Here is a 17,258-nt window from a genome sequence, read left to right on the forward strand (position 1 = left end):
AATCAGTTCTCCTGGTCCGGCAGCACTGGCAGAAAATAGGTATCCGGTGCCTCGGGATCAAAAATCTCGTGGCTCCAGAACAGGGTCATCAGCTCATCGTCACCCACATTGGTAATGCTATGGGTATGCAGCGGCGGCATGTCGACGTACACCGGTTTGTCGCCGGATACCCGGAATTCCTTCACTTCATCATCAAACAGGCGACGCAGGCGAATATCCGCCTCTCCGCGAATCACCAGGAAACGTTCCACCTTGGCAAAATGGAAATGATTGCCCCGGGTAATCCCTGGTTTGGTGGTGGACAGGAACGCCTGACCGCCGTTGTCGGTTTTCACCGCCTCGAACAGCGAGCCCCGGTTATCAGTATGCAGGGTCAGTTCTGTGGGATAGGCATCCGGATACATGAAAGAGCGCAGAGTATTGAAAAGCTGCAGCTCGAAACGGTCACGCAGGTCCGGAATCACATTGCCGGTGTAGCTGTCGTACATGGCAATCAGCTTTCCCGCCACCTCCGCCACCGGAATGGGGCGGCCCTTGAGACGCAACTCGCCGGTTTCCCCTTTCGCCACCGCCTCCACAATGCGAGCACAGATATCCTGGGTATGCAGCAGTTCCAGCTTGCCGCTGCCATTAATACTCAGCGGCTCGCCCTGGACAATCTGGTGGCAGAAGGTGAAGACCGCAGAATTATAAAACGGTCGGCCGCATTCCCCGAACACATGGGGTAACACCAGCTCGGTATAACGCGCCGCTGCTCGATCGGCCCAGCTGCGAAAAACCGCATCTGCACCCGCCTTGCCCCGACCATAGGCATTATCCATAGCCTTGTGGGTGCTGTTGGAATAGACCAGGTGCGGCGTGGCGCCGCTGGCATCCAGTGCACTGGCCAGCCGTTCCGCCAGGGCAATGTTGCCCGTTTCCTGTTCCTTTTCCTCGGCCCGGTTAATACCCGCGCAGTGCACTACTACATCAGCACCGTCCAGCGCTTTCTGCAGACGGGTGTCATCATTGAAAGCTTCACGATCCAGGGCCACGACACCGCCTTTCCACGCCTCAAGCGCGCTGAGATGGCAACGCAAATGCCAACCCAGCAGTCCTGCTGCCCCGGTAATCACCGTTTTCATAACCGACCTCTTTTCTGTTCGACACAGCCGCTACCGGTTCACCGGCAGCCTGCTGACTGCAACCTGTTCAAGCGCCTCAGGCTTCCCTGATGGCCTCCATGAACAGGCGACGATTGTCCTCAAGCACCGCATCATCCTTGGCCACCTGACGAGCGTGGTCACGGGCAGCGGCGCAAACCTGGTCACGCTTTCCCCCGGACCATAACGCAACCAGCTCAATGGTTTCAGCGAACGCCGCCGGGTTCGCCAGCGGCAACGACCAGCCCACGCCTCTGGCTTGCACGTCATTCCAGGGGGTCTGATCACTGAGCAGCACCGGCAGCCCGGCAGCCAACGCTTCATAGATGACATGGCCGTAGTTCTCGCCCCGGGTGGGAAAGAAAAACAGGTCATGCCCGACCAGATGGGCATTCACATCCACCGGATTGAGCTCGCCGCCCCAGACCACCTGAACATGTGAAGGCAGCTCGGCAATGAGGGCCTCGCAGGCCTGCCAGTATTCCGGCTCCGAGCGTGGTCCATAGACCGTGAACACCACCGGTGCTGTCACGGAGCGGAGCACTCGCAGGGCATAGTCGAGATTCTTCTTGGGGGAAATGCGAGAGATGAAGCACACGCGCAATGGCTCGCCGGGCGCTCGATGATGGGAGGCGGCGTCAGCCGTGGGAGCTGCCGGCGCCAGGTTCAGAGCCACCTGAATCCGTGCTGCCTGATTACCGAGAAACGCCTTGCGGATATCCTGCACCTCCAGATCACTGGACGCCTGCCAGGTAATGTTGCGGTACAACCCGATCAGGCGGACCACCCACAGGTAAATTTTCTTCTTGGTACTCTTCAGACCCAGCGCTCCCTCGGAGAACTCGCCCCGTGGCGCCAGAATCACAGGCGTTTGGGGAAACTGGCGGAACAGCCGTGCCCAGAGCACTTTCTGGGTAAACACCGGATCAAAAAAACTGTTCAGGTAAATGGCGTCCGGTTTTACCTCACGTACCACCCGGGCAATATTGGCCAGGGTAAATGCCTCCGGAGCCAGATAACGCACACGGGCCTTGCCCACAGTCATCCAGTCTTCCAGGTCCACGTTGTCATAGGGCGTGATTTCACCCAGGTCCCGGTCTTGGGTGAGCACCCGGAAATCAAAGTCGTCGCCCAGCCGGTCCACCATGTTAACGATGGTCCTGACCGGCCCGCCCGCCTTGAATCCCGGAAAATAGAAGGGGTTGAATACCAGAACAACCGGTTTAGTCACCGCCACCGTCCCTTTACGCTTTCAGCGCCGCGTGCACTTCAGGCAGGGAAAGCAGCAGCGTCTTCAACTCATCACTGGAAAGCTGATGGGTATTGTGGGAGTGGTAGTCTTCCGTGCTCGCCTCTTCCACATCTCCTTCCGTAAAGAACTTGGCGTAGTTGAGATCCCGGTTGTCATAGCTCACCCGGAAATAATCGCCCATGTCTTCGGAGCGCAGCAGTTCTTCGGCGCTGGCCAGGGTCTCGTACAACTTCTCGCCATGACGCCAGCCGATCACCTTGATCTCGTTATCCGCCTCGAAAATATCCAGCAATGCCCGGGCCAACTGATGCACCGTGCAGGCCGGTGCCTTGCGAATAAAGATGTCACCCTGGTGCGCATTTTCGAACGCGAAGTTCACCAGCTCGATGGCATCCTGCAGGGACAACATGAAGCGGGTCATGGTGGGTTCGGTAATGGTCAGCGGTTTGCCTTCCTGAATCTGCTTGATAAACAGCGGAATCACCGACCCGCGAGAACACATCACATTGCCGTAACGCACACAGGAGATCACGGTTTCCTTCTCACCCAGCTGACGGCTGGAAGCCTGGGCCACCTTCTCCATCATGGCCTTGGACATCCCCATGGCATTCACCGGCATTACTGCCTTGTCGGTGCTCAGGCACACCAGGCTTTTCGCCCCGGCAGCCACCGCACTGTCGATCACGTTCTGGCTGCCAATGATGTTGGTCTTTACGGCTTCCATAGGGAAGAATTCGCAGGAAGGCACCTGCTTCAGCGCCGCCGCGTGAAAGACCAGATCCACCCCGCGCATAGCCTTGTCCACCGCGGCGCGATCGCGCACGTCGCCAATGTAGAACTTCAGTTCCTCACGGCTGTAGGCAATGCGCATGTCTTCCTGCTTGGCTTCATCACGGCTGATGATGCGAATTTCCCTGCAACCGTCCGCCAGCAGCTTGTTGACCATGGTCTTGCCAAAGGACCCTGTGCCCCCGGTTACCAACACCACCAAATTCTTGATATTCATAGTCTCTCTCGACAGTCAGTCCCGGCGAGCATTGCCGCCAGGGCCTCGCCAGCAAGCTGGCGCCTACACGATTGTTATTTCACTGCCGCCATGGCTTTTTCCACATTCGCCTCAAACAGAGAGCGAATGCGATCCAGGGCAACGTCATTATCGGCTTCATAGCGCAGCACCAGCTTGGGTGAGGTGTTGGACGCCCGGCACAGGCCCCAGCCATCCGCATAGTCCATGCGGATCCCGTCAATCACACGGCGCTCACCCTCGCCAAAATCCGCCTGGTTCTGCAGGTAATCCACAATGGCGAACTTGTTCTCTTCGGTCACCTCGATATTGATTTCCGGCGTGGTGCACAGGGACGGAAAACGACCAAACAGGGCATCGGCGTCGCCGTCGGAGCGGCTAATGATGCCGAGAATCCGCGCCGCTGCCACCAGCGCATCATCAAAGCCGTACCAGTCCTCAGCAAAGAAGATATGGCCGCTCATTTCCCCGGCCAACAACGCTCCGGTTTCTTTCATGCGCGCCTTGATCAGGGAATGGCCGGTCTGCCACATTTCCGGCTCGCCGCCAGCCTGGCGGATCACATCAAACAGAGTCCCGGTGCACTTCACATCGAAGATCACCTTGGCACCCGGATTGCGGCTCACCATGTCCTCAGCCAGAGCCATGAGCAGAATATCAGGATAGACCACCTCCCCCTCCGGCGTGACTATGCCCACCCGGTCTCCATCGCCATCGAACGCCAGGCCCAGGTCGGCCTTTTCTCCCTTCACTGTGGCAATCAGGTCTTGCATATTCTTGAGATCACCCGGATCCGGATGATGGTTTGGGAAAGTCCCGTCCACCTCGGTGAACAGGGGCAACACCTCGCAGCCCAGCGCTGCCAGGACCTGGGGCGCCTGAACCCCGGTGATGCCATTACCGCAGTCCACGACCACCTTCATGGGGCGGGCTAGGGAGTGAGTCTTCAGAAATGCCGCCTGATACGCTTCCAGCACGTCGCATTCCTGGTAATCCCCGGTGTCCGCAGAGACCAGGTTGTCTTCCACAATGCGCCGATACAGGGCCAGGATGCGATCCCCTGACAGGGTGGTGCCATCCACCACAATTTTGAAACCGTTGTAATTACCCGGGTTATGGCTGCCGGTGAGCATTACCCCGGAATTCAGGCCGTCCAAGTAGTAAGTGGCAAAGTACAGTGCCGGAGTCGGCACCATGCCCACATCCACCACATCGCAGCCGGTGGCGCGTATACCATCGCTCAATGCCTTCACCAGCGCCGGGCCGGAAAGCCGGCCATCCCGGGCCACTGCAATGCGGTTCTGCCCGTGAGCCAGGATTTCAGAGCCAATACTGCGGCCGATCTGATAGGCCCATTCATCCGTCAGGGTTTCCTGATAAATACCGCGGATATCGTAGGCTCGGAAAATCGAGGCAGGAATCGGGTTACTCACTGGGGGCTCATCCTGTTAGTCAGCCAAATGCTCAAGGGGGCAATCATACGTGAAATGCGGCGAAATCGCAGGTGCAGGGCCGGACAAGATCGCGGTGGAACCGCCGCTCCCACAGAGGGCGACTGTGCCATTCCAGGAGTAGCAGCACTCTTCCTCCCTCTGTAGGACCGGAGTGCAACGGAGGGACGCCCGAAGTGCGCCCCAAACGCCCCACCCAGCGTAGGAGCGGCGGTTCCGCCGCGATAGGTTTCTGCTACCCCCACCGCCAGAATCGCAGTCGAACGATAGCTCCCACACAGAGCGCCAGTGCCATTTCAGTAGTAACAACCCCTCCCACACCCTGTGGGAGCGACGGTTCCGCCGCGAAAAGACCGTGCCATCTCCTGACAATCTTTCGCGGTGGAACCACCGCGCCTACAGAAAAGAGAGGGCCGGGGCTATCCTGGCTACAGCCAGGCGGCATACCAGAAGGGGTAATAGCGAACACTGCGAACCAATCCAGCTCGTAGCGGATTGGCCACAATGTAACGCGCAGCCGGCAGCACATCTGCCTCCCGCCGGATGGCCCGATCATGAAAGCCGGGCTGCCAGATCGAGCGCCCCAGCGCCCTGCCACTGTAACTCTTTGCCATGCGCACCACGGCGGACAGATCCTGCTGATCGCCCAGCGCAAATAGCCAGTGCAGATGATCCGGCATAGCCACAAAACTGAGATTGGTCACCCGCTCCAGCGCCTCCAGGCGATGAAGTGACCGGCAAAGCGCACAGCCCGCCTCAAAATCATCAAAACACCGCTCCCGTTTATGGGTAGTGGTAGTCACCAGATAGATCTGACCGGGAATGGACAGGCGGCCCTTTCTGAGCCGGGCGGATGCAGGGGACTTATTCGTTTTCATTGTCCCGATAATGGGTGACATCCAGGACAACAGGGATCAGCTATCCCGGGCAGATTGTGTCAGCCCCCGACGATCGTGGTCGAACGACCACTCCCACAAATGGTGTGGGAGTGATGCCACAGCACGGTAGGAACAGAGCCACTTCAAAGCGCCAGGCCACCCCCCAACCCACTGTGGGACCGGAGTGCAACGGAGGAACGCCCTGAGGGCGGCCCCGAAGGGGTGAGCGTAGCGAATACGCCGGTTCCGACGCGACGGGTTTCTGCTATCCCCACCGCCAAAATCGCAGTCGAACGACAGGTCCCACAGAGAATGCCAGCGCCCTTGCGGGTTACTCGATGGGGGGCGCATCCGCCAGAGCCAGCCCTTCGGCATCCTTTTCTGACAGCAGCGGCTCCCCTACCAACGGCCAGTCGATGGCCAGTGACGGGTCCGCCCAGTGAATACATTGTTCCGAGGTCGGCGAATAGTATTCGGTGCATTTGTACTGCACCTCGGCTTCATCGCTGAGCACGAGAAAGCCATGGGCGAACCCAGGCGGAATCCATAGCTGCAATTTGTTATCGCTGGAAAGGGTCTCACCCGCCCATTGTCTGTAGGTTGACGACTCTGGCCGCAAATCAACCGCCACATCAAACACCGAGCCCGCAGTGCAACGCACCAGCTTGCCCTGCGGTTTATCCAGCTGATAGTGAAGTCCCCGCAGCGTCCCCATTATGGAAAGGCTGTGATTATCTTGAACAAAGGTGGTGGCAATCCCGGCCTCGGCCATGGCCCGTGCATTCCAGCTCTCCATGAAGAAACCGCGGGAGTCTTCAAAGATCCGGGGATGGATCAGTTTAACATCAGTGATACGGGTGGTTGTGACTTGCATGGTAGCACCTGGCTATTTGGTATCACCCATTAAACCGCTTCAAGTCGCGCGCTGACACCCTGTGGTGCCCAGCGGTTCTGGCGCGATGCCAAGTCGTTCGCAGTTACTTCTGCCGCTTGGCAATGTGGCGTGCCAGAGCCAGAGACGACGCGTCCAGACCCGACGCGGATTCCGGATCCGCCAGTACTTCCAGCATGCCCGTTGCGATTACCTTCCCCATCTCCACGCCCCACTGATCGAAAGGATTGATACCCCAAATCACCGCCTGGACAAACACCTTGTGCTCATACATGGCCAGCAACGCGCCCAGCACCCGCGGGGAGAGCTCCTCCAGAACCAGCGTAGTGCTAGGCTGGTTACCGTGGTAACGCTTATAGGACGGCAGAGCCACTTCCGGGTCCAGCGCCCGCTCTCCCAGGGCCAGCAACCGGGATTGCGCCAGGCAATTGGCATTGGACAGCGAATGCTGGGCTTCCAGCTCGCAAACTGCGTCGAAATGCTGCGCTTCGGTGTAACGACGCGCTGTCATCAGGAACTCACAAGCTATCGGCTGGGTGCCCTGATGCAGCAACTGGAAGAACGCATGCTGGGCATTGGGCCCTACCTCCCCCCAGATCACCGGGCAGGTACCATACTCCACCGGCTCACCGGAGCGGGACACGCTCTTGCCGTTGGACTCCATTTCCAGTTGTTCCAGATAGGCGGGCAAGTGCTTGAGCCGCCCGTCGTAAGGCAATACCGCCCGGGCATTGATGCCCAGAAAGTTGATATTCCAGACATCCACCAGGGCCAGCATCACCGGGATATTATTCTCCCAGGGCCGGGTCCGGCAGTGATGATCCATCTCATGGGCGCCGGCCAGCATGTCACGAAAGCCGTCCATACCCACCGTCAACGCGATCGGCATGCCAATTGCTGACCACAGGGAATAGCGTCCGCCTACCCAATCCCAGAACAACAGCTGGTTATCCGGCATGATGCCCCACTCTGACATCCGTTCCGGATTCGCCGAGATACCAATAAAGTGACAACGCAGCAAAGACGAATCGTCACAATCCAGCCCCAGCCCACGGCCCAGCCACTGCCGGGCCGTAGTCGCATTGTGCAGCGTATCTACCGTAGTGAAAGACTTGGAAGACACCAGGAACAGGGTGGTTCGCGGGTTCAGCTCCTGCAGTACCTGAGACACCTGGCTGCCATCCATGGAAGAGGCAAAATGCAATCGTGGTCGGGACAGTCCCTGAGGAGGAAGGCAGGATTGCAGTGCAAAAGCCGCCATCAAGGGCCCCAGATCAGAGCCCCCAACCCCCACATTGACCACATCGGTGATGGCATCCCCCATCACCCCACGCCAGTGGCCCTTCAGGATACGATTGACCATGGCTTCCATGGCATCCAGCTGTTCATGCACCATGGGCGCCCTGTCGGCAGGCTCTCGCAAGCACCAGTGCTTGGCAGGTCGCCCCTCGGTACAATTCACCTCGGCACCACCGAACAACGCCTCCGTCCAGTGTCGCAACTGACGCTCATCCGCCAACTTGACCAGCAGATCCCGGCTCTCATCCGACATACGCTGCTTGCTGAAATCCGCCAGCAAGCCGGCATCCTCAAGACTGAATCGGGCAAAACGATCCGGGTCCGACGCAAACCAATCCGCCAGATGCAGCGTTTTTTCCTGCTCGGCACGACGTGCCAGTTGAGACCAAATCGTACTGATAGTAAGAACGTCCTGTTCAGGTACCATGGTTAGCGCCCTATTCCTCTATACACCAGCCCCTGCTCTCTGACAAAGTCAGGCTCATAAATGTTGCGACCATCCAGAATCAGTGGCTCACGCATGGCGCGCTTCAAGCGCTGCCAATCCGGGCTCCAATAAGGCTTCCACTCGGTAATCAACATCAGGGCGTCAGCCCCCTCGGCGGCCTCATAGGGGTCGTCACACAAAATCAGTTCACCACGCCCCTCGGCCCAGGACTCAATATCCGCTAATGCCTTGGGGTCATGGACAGAGACCTCTACGCCCTGCGCCCAAAGAGCCTCAATGACTTTCAGGGCAGGGGCGTTATCCACCCGATGGGTGCCCGGCTTGAAGGCCACGCCCCACAGCGCCACCTTTTTGCCTGCCACATTGCCATGATTAAACTGCCAGAATTTGCGGAAAAGCACTTCCTTCTGGCGCTCATTGGTCTGCAGAACCTGCTCAAGCAGCCCCGGCTCCGAGGCCTTGGCGTTGAGTGCATCCACCAGTGCCAACACGTTGCGACTCAGCCCCGGCCCACCAAAACCGCATCCTGGGTAGAGATAGGACTCGCCGATCCGAGGGTCTGCGCCCATAGCCACCCGAACCATATCAATATCAACGCCTAGCGACTCCGACAGACTGGCCATGTCATTCATGTAACTGATTCGCGTCGCCAGAATGCCGCTGATAGCCAGCTTGGAGAACTCGGCCTCACGAAGGCTCATTACCTGTATCACATCCTTGCGGCGATTAAAGGGGCGCAGCAATTCCCGGACCAGGGCCTCCCCCTCGCCATCCTCACAGCCGAGCAAAATACTGTCCGGGCGCGTAAAGGTCCGGAACCCATTGCCCTCTTGGATCAAATCCGGCAGTGACACAAGCGCAGAACGGGGATTGGCCTGCTTGATAATAGTACGCAACTGTTCTGCAGCCCCCACCGGGCCCACGGTCTGATTCACAATCAGTCCGCACCCGGTTGACGACGCCAGCATGTTGACCAACCGTTCGGCCACCCCTTCCTCACCCGGTTGCAGGGACAGAAAAACCGCATCAGGGATACCCGATGGGACATCTTCCCAGAACCCTGTGGTCAGTCGTCCACTCTCCAGCTGCTCACGGCAGAGACGATCCAGCCCCTGTTCCTGGAACAGAGGCCGGCCTTCAGCCAACCGTTCTCGAGACAACGGTTCAACCACACACCAGTGCACCTGATGCCCCGTCTGGGCCATGGCCGTCGCTGTCACCTGGGCGCACAAAGTGTCGCCATAAACCGTTATCTGCATAGAACCTCAGCTGTTAGCCATGAGCTATGAGCTGTCAGAAAAACAACCAGACCTGCGGCCTGGAAACATAAAATCACTTTAACTTTCGCATGATGGCGAAGAGCATTCTGGAAAGCTGCTACACTTCCTCGCCCCACTTATTGCTCATACCTTCAGGTATGTAGCCGATTCTGTAACCAATGATCAGCTGGGTTTTCAGCTCCCCAGCCGATCCCCTCGCATAGTTCAGAAACAAAGCCTTTTCCTTCTCGGAGGCCCGCCCAAAACCTTCTGCGATATTGGAAGGCAGTGAGAGCGATGATCGGGTTATCTGATCCCTGAAGCCAAAATCACGATGGCTCGCAAAGTGCCGGTAAATCTCAACACTTAGATCAACAGACCTTTTCCAGATATCCAAATTTTCCAATCGCATCCTTGCTCCTTAATTAAAAGTCACCATCCATGGGAACTATTTGGGGTTTTCCTATCAAACCGCTCACAGCTCACAGCTCACAGCTCACAGCTCACAGCTCACAGCTCACAGCTCACAGCTCACAGCTCACAGCTCACAGCTCACAGCTCACAGCTGATAGCTGATAGCTGTCAGCCCAACTCCGCCGCCATCATCTCACGTACCTGCTCGCCCAGCTCCGGGTGACGGGCAGCGAAATGAAAGATCGCCTGCAGATACCCGGCCTTGTTGCCACAATCGAATGTGCGGCCACGCATGGCATAGGCCTCAACCGGCGCGCGCTCCATCAGTGAGGCAATCGCATCGGTGAGCTGAATCTCATTACCTGCCCCCGGCGGCGTTTCAGCCAGAATGCCCATGATCTCACCCGGCAACACATATCGCCCTACCACAGACAACTGAGACGGCGCCTCTCCCACGGCCGGTTTTTCAACCACTGCTGTCATCGGGGTAGATTCACCGGGTACAGGAATGCCCCCTTTCAGCGCCACAATCCCATACTGATCCACACGCTCGGCAGGCACTTCTTCAACCATAATCTGCGCGGCGCCACTGGCCTGGTATCTTTCCACCATGATGCCCAGATCTTCATCCAGACCGTCGCAATCCACCAACACATCAGGCAAAAGGACCGCAAACGGTGCGTCGCCCACTACCGGCGCGGCACAAGCCACCGCATGACCAAGCCCCAGAGCCCGGTGCTGACGAACGCTGATGACGCTCACATCGTGCGGCAAAATATCACGCACTTGCGCCAGCAGCGTGTTCTTTCCCTTGGCTTCCAGCTGCTCTTCCAGCTCAAACTGGGTATCAAAGTAATCTTCAATGGCCGTCTTCGCGGAGTGGGTAACCAGGATGATTTCCTTGATCCCTGCCCTTACCGCCTCCTTCACCACATATTCAATGGCAGGCCGGTCCACAATAGGCAACATTTCCTTGGGAATGGACTTGGAGGCCGGGAGCATCCGCGAGCCAAACCCCGCTACAGGCAGTACAGCTTTTCTAACCATTTTCATCCTTTTTCCTGCACCTACAAAATGGCCAGGCAAGGAGCATGCCGACACCCAGCCCCAGCCCATTGTCCACAATATCCGACCAAGAAGGCGAACGACCGGGCAACCAGACTTGGGCTACCTCAATGAAGGCTCCCAACCCCATTATAAGCAACACCACCAACCACCATCGAAACCCTGACAGAATGGCAAAGAACCCCGCGACAGCACAAAATCCCACGTGAGCATACGAATCCAGATTACCCGCCGACAATGACTGCCTGATGGCCTCTTTGGCGCCCCCCGGCAGCAACCCACCAATCAGGAATAACATCACCGTTACCCCCATTAACGCAGATAGCGCTCTCCGCTTTTGCCTTGTCAGTGCGTGTCGCAATCAATCACTCCCGAACAAGTCTCGCGTATAGACTTTCTCGGCATAGGGAGCGAGCTCCTCAACCATGCGGTTGGAGACAATCACGTCACAGGATTCCACAAACTCATTGAAATCCCGCATCACCACGGAATTGAAAAAGGTGTCATCAAGCAACGCCGGCTCATACACCACCACCTCAACGCCCTTGGCCTTGAGGCGCTTCATCACCCCCTGAATAGAGGAAGCTCGGAAATTATCCGATCCAGCCTTCATCACCAGCCGGTAGACGCCCACCCGCTTCGGGCTACGACGAAGGATATCCTCAGCCACAAAGTCCTTGCGGGTACGGTTGGCATCCACAATGGCCCGAATCATGTTATTGGGGACATCCCGGTAATTGGCCAGCAGCTGCTTGGTATCCTTTGGCAGGCAATAACCTCCATAGCCAAAAGAGGGGTTGTTATAATGAGCCCCAATACGCGGATCCAGGCATACTCCGTCGATGATCTGCCGGGTATCCAGCCCATGAGAGGCAGCATAGCTGTCGAGTTCGTTGAAGTATGCTACCCGCATGGCCAGATAGGTATTGGCAAACAGCTTGATAGCTTCGGCTTCCGTGGAGTCAGTGAACAGCACCGGCACATCCTCACGGATGGCCCCCTCGGCCAGTAGCCCCGCGAAAGTACGGGCTGCGTCAGAGTGGCCGCCCACCACAATCCGGGACGGGTACAGGTTGTCATGCAGCGCCCTCCCCTCCCGCAGGAATTCCGGCGAGAACAGGATATTGTCCGCTCCGTATTGTTCCTGCAAAGCAGCCGTGTATCCCACCGGCACAGTGGACTTGATAATGATGGTGGCAGAAGGATTGATCGCCAGCACATCGCTGATCACCCCCTCCACAGAGCGGGTATTAAAGTAATTGGTGTCCGGGTCGTAATCCGTGGGCGTAGCCACCACGACAAAGTCCGCGCTCTCGAAGGCCTTCGACTTGTCGGTGGTAGCCTGCAAGTCCAGCGGCTTCTCGGCCAAGTAGGACTCAATCATCTCGTCTTCAATCGGCGATATCCGGTTCTGGATTTTCTCTACCTTCTCCGCATCAATATCCAGCGCTACTACCTTATTGTGCTGGGCAAGCAACACGGCGTTGGAAAGCCCTACATAGCCGGTTCCGGCAACCGCAATTTTCATTTTCGTCCTCAACAGCAACGCAGCAATCCGGCCATCCGGGCCAGACAAGGGAAGTGTCTCAGTATACCTTCGCATGGCCCCGACAAACACCGGCACAGACCCCGCCCCAAACCCGCACCAGGATACATAACCTTTTGATTTTATTAAAAACCATAAAAAAGGCCGCACCCGAACCTCGGCGCGGCCCTATATACTGTACTGCGGGAGCCCTGCCTGCCAGCAGCGGTGTTCAATGTGGCGCTTTTCGCTTGCAGGCAGAGCGATTACACAATGGCGGCAATCAGCTGCTTCACGCAGCCTTCGATATCATTCTCGGCAGTGTTCACCACCACCTCAGGCTTCTCCGGTGCCTCGTAGGGGCTGTCAATGCCGGTAAATTCTTTGATGATGCCCTGGCGAGCCTTCTGGTATAGCCCCTTGGGATCACGCTTTTCGCATTCTTCAAGCGGCGCATCCACAAACACTTCCACAAACTCGCCGTCCTCAAACAGCTCACGGGCCGCATCACGGTCCGCACGAAACGGACTGATAAATGCCGTCACCACAATCAGCCCCGCATCCACCATCAGCTTGGCCACCTCAGACACTCGACGGATATTCTCGGTACGGTCCTCATCACTCATGCCCAGATTCTTGTTCAGACCATGACGCACATTATCCCCATCCAGCAGATAGGTATGCTTGCCCTGCTCAGTCAGCGCCACTTCCAGCGCATTGGCCAGCGTAGATTTACCTGAACCGGACAGACCGGTCAGCCAGATGCACTTCGGCTTCTGATCCTTCACCTTGGCCCGATCCGCCTTGGAAATGTTGGATTCATGCCACACCACGTGGGCTTTGGATTCGTTAGCTTTTTCCTGGTACGGAGACTTGTCAGACATGCGTAATTCCTTAGTTTCAAGTTGCAAGTTTCAAGTTGCAAAAACAACCATCAACCCTTTGTATAGTCGTGCCTCACACCACGAATCATGGCATGCAGCATCCTTGATAGTTCCTCTGACTCCTTCAGCCACCTCGATGCGACATCAGATTCCAGATAACCAATCTGTTGGCCAATATGAATCTGGGTTCGTAATTCACCCACAGAACCCTTGGCATAATTCCAAAACCTTGCTCTTTCCTTGCTCGAATCTCGCTCAAACCCCTCTGCGATATTGCTAGGGACAGACAGGGCTGAGCGAGTGATTTGATCCCGGAAGCCAAAGTCTCTCAACTCGCTTAAATAGCGATACAGTTCCACACACAGTGCGGACGATCGCTGCCAAATGCTCAACTCTTCAAAGCGCATCCTTCGCTCCTTTCAAAGTGACTCGTCCCTGAGTCACGCATTGTTCCACTTGCAACTTTCAACTTGAAACTTGCGTCTTTGCCTTCCCTTTCAACTTTGAACTTTAAACTCAAAGCCGACCGGGAAGGCGGCGGCTAAAACCCCCACACCATCGGAATAACGGTAAGGCTGATCACCGCCACCACCACACTCATTGGCAAACCGATACGAACATAATCCCGGAACGTATACCCTCCCGGGCCCATAACCATCAGGTTGGTTTGATAACCCAGCGGCGTCATGAAGCTCGCGGATGCGGCGAACATCACGGCGACAATAAAGGGCATGGGGCTGACGCCAAGCTGTTCGGCTATACCAAGAGCGATGGGAAACACCAGCACGGCAGCCGCGTTATTGGTGATCATCTCGGTAAACGCCGTGGTCAGCAGGTAAACGATTACCAGCGCCATAAACGGCGACAAGCCACTCTCTGGAAACGCCTCCTGCACAATCCAGGCCGCCGCGCCGCTGGATTCCATGGCCTTTCCCAATGCAAAAGACGCACCGATCACCACCAGCACTGGCAAGTTCACACTCACGTTCATCCGCGAGCGGTTAACTGTGACACAGCGCAACGCCAGCATCATGCCGGCAGCCACCATGGCTGCTTCAAGGGTGGAGGCAATCCCCGCCACATTGGCCACCACCATGGCCACCAGGATACCCACTGCGACAGGGGCTCGACGAAAATCCGGCGGTGTTGAATCCTGCATCGGGCTCACCAGCATAAAATCACGCCGAAAGCGGTACTGTTCAACAAACTGCTCACTGGTCTCGAGCAGCAATGTGTCACCCACCCGCAGCACCTGCTCACCAACCTTGCCGGCCATGCGCTGGCCATTGCGGCTGATGCTGAGAATTGCCGCCTGGTAACGGGTGCGGAATCCGGTCTCTTTCACCGACTTGCCGATACCCGGGAATTCCGGACTCAGCACCACCTCGACCAGATGGCGCTGGTGATTGTTCAATCCAAGCTTGTGCACCTCGCCATGGGCGGACTGCAGACCATTGATACGCTGCAACTCACGGGCGCACTCCGGCACCCCCACAAACGCAAGCAAATCCCCTTCCTGAAGGGTCATCTCAGGGCCAACCGCAGTGAACAGCTTCTCTCCACGCTGGATTTCGGTGAGGTAGCCATAGGTCAAATTTCGCAGCCCGGCATCCTGAATAGTGCGCCCAGCCAGGTTACTGCCCTTGGCGACCACCATCTCCACATGATATTCGCGGGCATGCTCCCATTGTTCCGCCATCCCTTCACGTTCAGGGAGCAGGTAACGGCTCACCAGCAACATAAATAGCCCGCCCCCTAACAACACAGGAATCCCCACCCAAGCCACATCGAAAATTCCAAAGGCAGGTAGTCCTTTCTCCTGAACCAAACCATCCACAACCAGGTTGGTGCTGGTGCCAATCAGGGTACAGGTCCCCCCCAAAATGGCGGAATAGCTGAGGGGCAACAGTAACTTGGAGGCCGACAGCTTGAGACGCTGGGCCCACTCCTGCACCGCGGGGATCATCATCGCCACGACCGTGGTGTTATTCAGGAAGGCACTGAGCATAGAGGCGGGAGCAAGAAGCCGGAACTGGCTGGATAACACGGATTTGGGTTGCCCGAGCAGCCGGTGCGCTACCCAGTAGATCGCCCCGGTATCACGCAAAGCCGCCGCCACCACATACAAGGCAGCAATAGTCATCAGCCCTGGGTTGGCAAAGCCTGATAACGCCTGAGCCGGGGTAATAATGCCGGCCACCAGCACCAGCACCATCGCAGCCATCATCGTCAGATCCGCCGGGACACGGTTGGTCGCCAGCGCCCCTAACACAGAGGCCACGATCAGCAGCGTTATCAGAATATCCAGGCTCACTCAGCAAATCCTTAGGGAGAACAGTTCAGGTCACAAGAGACGCATTCTACAGCGATAAAAATATATAGAAAGCGCACATTAATTCGAAATGGTTATATGCAAGTGACGTGGCATGCACTAAAGGCTGCATGACTGAAGAAAGCGAACACCAACAATCACGTTGAAGCGCAAGGTCATGGGCAGAGGTTCGATATTGATCTTTTTAGTGATTCCGATGGATAAACAATATACTAGCCAATACCGCCACAGCACTGCTTTTCAGGAGCTCAGCCTCACTAATCTCTATTCCGCAATCTCAATATTAAAGCGTTTAACCATGCAACCCTCTTACGGAGCAGTTGGCGTACCAGCTTGTAATTAAAAGCGACCAACTGCGCAAAAGTCATCCCATCAAGCGCCTCAAGGGATATTAGCGAAAGCTTCTGAGAGAAGTAGACACTCAATTCATGATTGCCCTTGCGCATATAATATTGGGACATCCAATAAGCAGTATTAATACTTGTCGCATCTTTTTGTCTTTGATCCATCGAAGACCAGATGCCGCCAGGGTGGGCTCGGTAAGCACCAGGCGTCAGGTCATCAAGGTATTTGTAGCCACCGACCCGACCAAGGCGGCTAAAGAAAAAAGTGTCGCCATTTACAACCTTTCCATGCTCGTCCGGGTACCAGTCATAATTTCGTCGAAACATGGCCGTGAATGTCAGGATAAACCAGCCTCGAGATAGTCTTTGGGGTGACGCATCAGCCTTGTTAACGGCATGTAGTTTTGAAAGCTGAATAACTCTCCCGGACTCAACAACAAAAGCATCATGCCCGCACACGGAAAAAGATGGGTTATTGCGCAGGAAGTCAGCCTGTTTCTGCAACTTACTATCATCGAGCCAGTAATCATCCGCATCACAAGGAGCAAAATACTCGCCCTGTGCAGCCTTCGTGGTAAAAAAAGAAGGAGTCAGACCCTTACTAAACTGATTTTCCTTCTGAAGTATCGGCCTGATAATAGAGGGATATTTTTCTGCATACTGCCGAATCACATCGGCCGAATTATCCGTAGAGGCATCGTCATGAATGATGACCTCCCATGGAAAATCCGTTTTCTGCATCAAAAAACCCTTTAGGGAATCTTCCAGATATTCACCATGGTTGTAACAGTGGCATAGTATAGAAACCAGAGGCTTTCGATATTCATCGCTCCAGAATCTGGTAATTTCAGATTCAGGGACTACATCAGAAGGTTTCGGGGCAGCGGCACCAATTTTCATTTCGTTCACTCTGCTAAACCACGATCATAGCCGGCAAGCATTATACCACCAGCTTCACCGAGGCAAATATAATATGTGCCAACGGCTTCAGCATAAAAGTTCAATACCATACCCCTCACAAGCCACTACACGAAAAAAACGACTTAAAC

At 56.3% G+C, this 17,258-nt stretch carries 16 protein-coding genes; all 16 read right to left on the minus strand.

What is annotated here, in order from left to right; genetic code table 11:
* Positions 1-2: 2 nt before the first annotated feature.
* The 16 genes from ACMG4M_RS11320 to ACMG4M_RS11395 all read right to left on the minus strand — a co-directional run bounded on the left by ACMG4M_RS11320 (position 3) and on the right by ACMG4M_RS11395 (position 17,109).
* Positions 3-1,124 carry an NAD-dependent epimerase/dehydratase family protein gene (locus ACMG4M_RS11320; protein WP_414430000.1) on the minus strand — a complete coding sequence of 374 codons (1,122 nt, stop codon included), beginning with the start codon at positions 1,122-1,124 and terminating at the stop codon, positions 3-5.
* 76 nt (positions 1,125-1,200) lie between these two features.
* Positions 1,201-2,373: a glycosyltransferase family 4 protein gene (locus tag ACMG4M_RS11325; RefSeq protein ID WP_156964873.1), complete on the minus strand. Its 1,173-nt coding sequence runs from the start codon at positions 2,371-2,373 to the stop codon at positions 1,201-1,203.
* Between the two features lie 13 nt (positions 2,374-2,386).
* Positions 2,387-3,400, minus strand: a complete 1,014-nt coding sequence (locus ACMG4M_RS11330) for an SDR family NAD(P)-dependent oxidoreductase (protein WP_035247016.1) — start codon at positions 3,398-3,400, stop codon at positions 2,387-2,389.
* A 74-nt stretch (positions 3,401-3,474) separates the two neighbouring features.
* Positions 3,475-4,851 carry a phosphomannomutase/phosphoglucomutase gene (locus ACMG4M_RS11335; RefSeq protein ID WP_414430001.1) on the minus strand — a complete coding sequence of 459 codons (1,377 nt, stop codon included), beginning with the start codon at positions 4,849-4,851 and terminating at the stop codon, positions 3,475-3,477.
* 446 nt (positions 4,852-5,297) lie between these two features.
* Positions 5,298-5,747: an REP-associated tyrosine transposase gene (locus tag ACMG4M_RS11340; protein WP_414430002.1), complete on the minus strand. Its 450-nt coding sequence runs from the start codon at positions 5,745-5,747 to the stop codon at positions 5,298-5,300.
* Between the two features lie 331 nt (positions 5,748-6,078).
* The gene (rfbC, locus tag ACMG4M_RS11345; protein ID WP_414430003.1) at positions 6,079-6,621 is read right to left on the minus strand and encodes a dTDP-4-dehydrorhamnose 3,5-epimerase; all 543 of its coding nucleotides are present in this window, start codon (positions 6,619-6,621) and stop codon (positions 6,079-6,081) included.
* Between the two features lie 103 nt (positions 6,622-6,724).
* Entirely contained in the window at positions 6,725-8,365 is a 1,641-nt protein-coding gene (gene pgi, locus ACMG4M_RS11350) for a glucose-6-phosphate isomerase (RefSeq protein ID WP_414430004.1), read from the minus strand.
* 2 nt (positions 8,366-8,367) lie between these two features.
* Positions 8,368-9,645, minus strand: a complete 1,278-nt coding sequence (locus ACMG4M_RS11355) for a UDP-glucose dehydrogenase family protein (RefSeq protein WP_414430005.1) — start codon at positions 9,643-9,645, stop codon at positions 8,368-8,370.
* A gap of 118 nt (positions 9,646-9,763) precedes the next feature.
* Positions 9,764-10,057, minus strand: coding sequence for a four helix bundle protein (locus ACMG4M_RS11360; RefSeq protein ID WP_414430006.1), 294 nt, complete (start codon positions 10,055-10,057; stop codon positions 9,764-9,766).
* A gap of 170 nt (positions 10,058-10,227) precedes the next feature.
* Complete coding sequence (gene galU, locus ACMG4M_RS11365) at positions 10,228-11,106, minus strand: UTP--glucose-1-phosphate uridylyltransferase GalU (RefSeq protein WP_414431132.1); 879 nt, start codon at positions 11,104-11,106, stop codon at positions 10,228-10,230.
* Positions 11,099-11,437 carry a VanZ family protein gene (locus tag ACMG4M_RS11370; protein WP_414431133.1) on the minus strand — a complete coding sequence of 113 codons (339 nt, stop codon included), beginning with the start codon at positions 11,435-11,437 and terminating at the stop codon, positions 11,099-11,101. The genes galU and ACMG4M_RS11370 overlap by 8 nt, the downstream gene beginning before the upstream one ends.
* Positions 11,438-11,485: 48 nt before the next feature.
* A complete protein-coding gene (locus tag ACMG4M_RS11375) occupies positions 11,486-12,652 on the minus strand; it encodes a nucleotide sugar dehydrogenase (protein ID WP_035247001.1) in 1,167 nt (388 codons plus the stop codon).
* Positions 12,653-12,915: 263 nt separating this feature from the next.
* Complete coding sequence (gene cysC / locus ACMG4M_RS11380) at positions 12,916-13,533, minus strand: adenylyl-sulfate kinase (RefSeq protein WP_035246997.1); 618 nt, start codon at positions 13,531-13,533, stop codon at positions 12,916-12,918.
* A 50-nt stretch (positions 13,534-13,583) separates the two neighbouring features.
* Positions 13,584-13,940 (minus strand): four helix bundle protein, encoded by a 357-nt coding sequence (locus ACMG4M_RS11385; RefSeq protein WP_035246994.1) that lies wholly within the window; start codon positions 13,938-13,940, stop codon positions 13,584-13,586.
* Positions 13,941-14,074: 134 nt separating this feature from the next.
* Positions 14,075-15,847, minus strand: coding sequence for an SLC13 family permease (locus tag ACMG4M_RS11390; protein WP_414430007.1), 1,773 nt, complete (start codon positions 15,845-15,847; stop codon positions 14,075-14,077).
* Positions 15,848-16,122: 275 nt separating this feature from the next.
* Entirely contained in the window at positions 16,123-17,109 is a 987-nt protein-coding gene (locus ACMG4M_RS11395) for a glycosyltransferase family 2 protein (protein WP_414430008.1), read from the minus strand.
* Between the last annotated feature and the right edge of the window lie 149 nt (positions 17,110-17,258).

Origin of the sequence: Alcanivorax sp. IL3 (assembly GCF_047495465.1) — a bacterium.
GTDB classification, from domain to species: domain Bacteria; phylum Pseudomonadota; class Gammaproteobacteria; order Pseudomonadales; family Alcanivoracaceae; genus Alcanivorax; species Alcanivorax jadensis.